This is a genomic window from bacterium (assembly GCA_035419245.1).
Classification (GTDB): domain Bacteria; phylum Zhuqueibacterota; class Zhuqueibacteria; order Residuimicrobiales; family Residuimicrobiaceae; genus JAKPUX01.
This window is the reverse complement of sequence record DAOLSP010000008.1, coordinates 10,491-14,200: the sequence shown is the minus strand read 5'-3', so window position 1 is coordinate 14,200 and position 3,710 is coordinate 10,491. Positions and strand designations below refer to the sequence as shown.

4 protein-coding genes are annotated in these 3,710 nt (G+C 52.1%); all 4 read left to right on the top strand.

What is annotated here, in order from left to right; translation table 11 throughout:
- Positions 1 to 286: 286 nt before the first annotated feature.
- Entirely contained in the window at positions 287 to 991 is a 705-nt protein-coding gene (locus PLH32_11025) for a phosphatidate cytidylyltransferase (protein HQJ65133.1), read from the top strand.
- Positions 992 to 1,119: 128 nt separating this feature from the next.
- The gene (locus tag PLH32_11020; protein ID HQJ65132.1) at positions 1,120 to 1,344 is read left to right on the top strand and encodes an AbrB/MazE/SpoVT family DNA-binding domain-containing protein; all 225 of its coding nucleotides are present in this window, start codon (positions 1,120 to 1,122) and stop codon (positions 1,342 to 1,344) included.
- Entirely contained in the window at positions 1,345 to 1,740 is a 396-nt protein-coding gene (locus PLH32_11015) for a type II toxin-antitoxin system VapC family toxin (protein HQJ65131.1), read from the top strand. It abuts the gene before it with no gap.
- Between the two features lie 1,303 nt (positions 1,741 to 3,043).
- Positions 3,044 to 3,710, top strand: a 667-nt coding sequence (locus PLH32_11010; protein HQJ65130.1) for a hypothetical protein, incomplete at its 3' end; no start/stop codon positions are given.

The following is a 3,710-nucleotide window of genomic DNA, read 5'->3' as shown; positions in this document are numbered from 1 at the left end:
GGGCACCTGTCGCCTGGCCAGGAGCCTGTCGCTTGCGCGGCCACCCGCAGCCCGGCGGGCGCCGGCAGCTCGTGAGAGCATTATTCGCCTGCCCGCGCACCCGCAGCCCGGCTCCTCCCCCCTCTCGCACTTGCCGTATCCCGCCCAGGTGAACGAGCCCCCTTCTCGCTTCCAGCCGGCCGTTTTTCGCCACTCTATGCAATAAAAACCAGGTCCATCCCGGTTACATAAACATAGAGACCGCTGCCAACCGCTTCTCGAACCGCGTTCAAAGGGAGCTCGCACTATGTCCAGGTTTGAAATCATCGGCATGATTCTCTCGTATCTCTATGCCTTCGGCCTGCTCGGCATCACCGAATCGCTCGGCCGTGCCCTGAACTGGCCGCAGAATGTCTCCCGCAAGATCATCCATATCGGCGCCGGAATGTGGGTTTGGGGAATCCTCTATTTCTTCGATGAACTGCGCTGGGGGATCATCCCCTTCGCAACCTTTATCCTGCTCAATTACCTGTTTTACCGCCGTCAGACCTTTGCGCAAATGGACACCGAGAGCTCCACACCCGGCACGGTCTACTTCGCCATCTCCATCACCTTGATATTCCTGGCTTTTTGGCGCCCCGCCGGCCTGATGGATCCGGTCCCGGTCGGCATTGCCGGCATCATGGCCATGACCTGGGGCGATGCCTTTGCCAGCCTGGTCGGAGAGCCCTGGGGCAAAAAAAAGTACCAGGCCTTTGGCCACACCCGTTCCTGGCTCGGCAGCGCAACGATGGCCGTGGTCAGCCTGGTGGTGATCTGGCTGACCCTGACCTGGCTCCCCGACTCCCGGCTCTCCCCGTTCAGTCCGGCCATCGGTCTCACCGACCGGCTGCTCATGACCATTTTGGGCGCGACCGTCGCCACGGTGGCGGAGGCCCTCTCCCCTGCAGGCACGGACAATCTCTCTGTGCCCCTCACCACCAGCTTTTTTCTCTGGTTGATCTGGCCGTAACCGGAATGGTGGAAGGGGTACGCTTCCACGACGCAGGCACCGACGCGCCGTCTTGAAAACACTTGACAGGAATGGCCATATTCCTTACTTTATGTAAGGAATATGGCCATGTATATGAGGGCATTCACATGGTGACGACAATAACCTCGAAAGGCCAGGTCACTATATCGAAACCGGTGCGGGAAAAACTCAATCTGCAGCCGGGCGATTTGGTAGACTTTGTCATTGAGGACGATGGCGGCATCCGGCTCATGCCGGTGGCGGATTCAATCCTGAAGCTCAAAGCCATGGTACCCCCGCCTGACGCGCCGCTGAGCCTCGAAGAAATGCAAGCGGCCATTGAAGGGGAATAAATGGTTGGCATCGACACCAACGTTCTCGTGCGCTTTATCGTCCAGGATGATCCCGACCAGTCTGCGCGCGCCGGACAGTCCCTTACCACGGCGCTGAGCCCGGATTCTCCGGGATATGTCAATGCGATTGTGCTCTGTAAGCTGGTATGGGTGCTGAAGCGGGCCTATAAATACCCGAAGCCGCTCATTCTGGCCGTTATTGAACAACTCCTGAATACCCGGGAGTTGGCCTTGGAACATCCCGATGCTGCGCGCAGCGCACTGCAGTCCTGGCAAAAGGGTGAGGCTGATTTTTCCGACTATTATCTGGCGGCCATCAACCGTCTGGCCGGCTGTTCAACGACCATTGCGCTGGACCTCCATGCTGGTGATCACCCGGACTTTACCCTGATCTAATCCTTATGCTGCAAGGGAGATATCCTGACTCCATTGTCCGGCCGATCCGGGCATCGAAATCCCGGATCGGTTTACTTCTCTAAGCTTGAAGGATATATCAACTGCGCATGAGCATTCCCGCAGAGAGACCGGGCCCTCGGCTTCCTGAGACCACCCCAAAACCTGCTGCGCACATCTCTTCCTGCACCCTGTTGATGGCCAATTCGCCGCGACTCGACTAGATGGAGCACGAGTTCCGCGCCTAGATCGAGCGTGACGCCCGGATAAGCGAAGGTTATTCGGCCATGTCCAATCACGACAGAAACCACATCACCTTCTTTACATTGACCGGCAGAGAGCCGCTTTATGCAAAGACGGGAATTGATGTGCCCGGCGACCCGGCGCGGAGCAAGCGCCTGGTCCACTGAACGATCTAGAACGCTGCCTCAGAAGTGCGCCGAAAGCGCAACCTGCTGTCAGATGCACCCTATTGTGCGTCGCCTGGTGTGTATGATGCTGCGGCCCCTCCCCATAACCGCGTACCGCCGGGTGCGCAAAAAACTTATAGCCCTCCCCCCCCTCCATATCACGGTCAGATGCATTAAACCTGGCCGCATCAGAATGCGGGCGATTTCCGTCATAAGACAGGATTGGTGTGCTTGATAAGCCGCCTCGTGAGAAGATAAATTTTTTTTATACTCTTTTATGGATATTGTGGTTCGCATAGAGTGCCTGCACCACAAAAGTCTACGCAAACCTGCTCATGCGTCTGATAATGACATCGCATCCCAAAAGATATGATCATAAATGAAGCCGTCTAGCTGTGAATAGTTGCCGCCCTGGGTTGCTTCTCCAAATGCTGAATCACGCTGAATTCATTTCGCTCCTATAGCACCGTTACAACAGTGCCATTATTCAAAACCAAGACCAGTAGCTATAATTTTTTGATATTTTAATATATTAGCTGTTTTTATGGTAAATGATGAATACCCTTCTCACAAAATAAGATTAAATCCTCTTCCCTCCGTATTAGTTGTTTTTAACGAATAATAACCAATTAATAACGATTTTTTCTGAACACGTGCTAGCTGTATCTATATATAGTCAATCAGGTATAGATAGACCATTACGGCGACCACTCATATCATCACGTAAAAAGGAGACAACAAAACCAACCTTTGGATGAAGATCTTTGATAGGGGAAACTGGCGCGATGCCATTCTTGGCGCAAAAAGGAGAAAGCTAAACTAACCTTGCGATGAAGTCTGGCGACTACCGTACGTGGATCAAATAAACAAAAAGAATCCAAGGCAGGGGAGGAAGTATGTTAACTCGAAACATCAACATTATGCTGGGCTTTTTTATCATTCTTCTGTTGGCTGGTGCATCTTTATCACAGGAATATCTTGTTCCCGGTGGAGAAGGCTTCGTCCGAATGGAAATTGGTGCAACCCATTCGTTTAATGGAGCAACTTGGAAGCTAGTTGGCGTCAATAGTTCGCAAAATTATATTGTTATACAAAAAAATAGCGATACTGTCGTCAAAGTTTACAGGGAAGATTATACCCTTTTTTCCGGCAGCAATATCGTTTATTGTGAATATTTTGACACTGCAGGAGCGTATGTCAGTTTTGGCTATAGCAGTCCTAATTACGTCATTTACGCAAATACGACTGTAGCAGGTAATGCAGGTACAAGAATTTCTTTTGTTGGCACGCGAAATAGCAGCACATTTGAGGACTCGGATCCATCCTTTTATAACGGTGAAATCGCCAATGGGTGGTATGATCATATGGTCCGTTCTAATTCAAATCATACCTACACAGCCGAATTCAATATCCCGGCTGCCACTGCTGCCGGTAACTATGATGTTTGGATGGCCCTAGATTTCACTGATGGTGCCAGGTTTATGCGCAAGCTCACCATCACAGTAACCGAACCCGTTACTGTACCGGAACCAACCTCTCCGGCGGATGGCTCCAATGTCAGTG

Bases quoted from the DNA above. Each gene is read 5' to 3' on its own strand.
- PLH32_11025 (HQJ65133.1), top strand. From the start codon at position 287: ATGTCCAGGTTTGAAATCATCGGCATGATTCTCTCGTATCTCTATGCC.
- PLH32_11020 (HQJ65132.1), top strand. From the start codon at position 1,120: ATGGTGACGACAATAACCTCGAAAGGCCAGGTCACTATATCGAAACCG.
- PLH32_11015 (HQJ65131.1), top strand. From the start codon at position 1,345: ATGGTTGGCATCGACACCAACGTTCTCGTGCGCTTTATCGTCCAGGAT.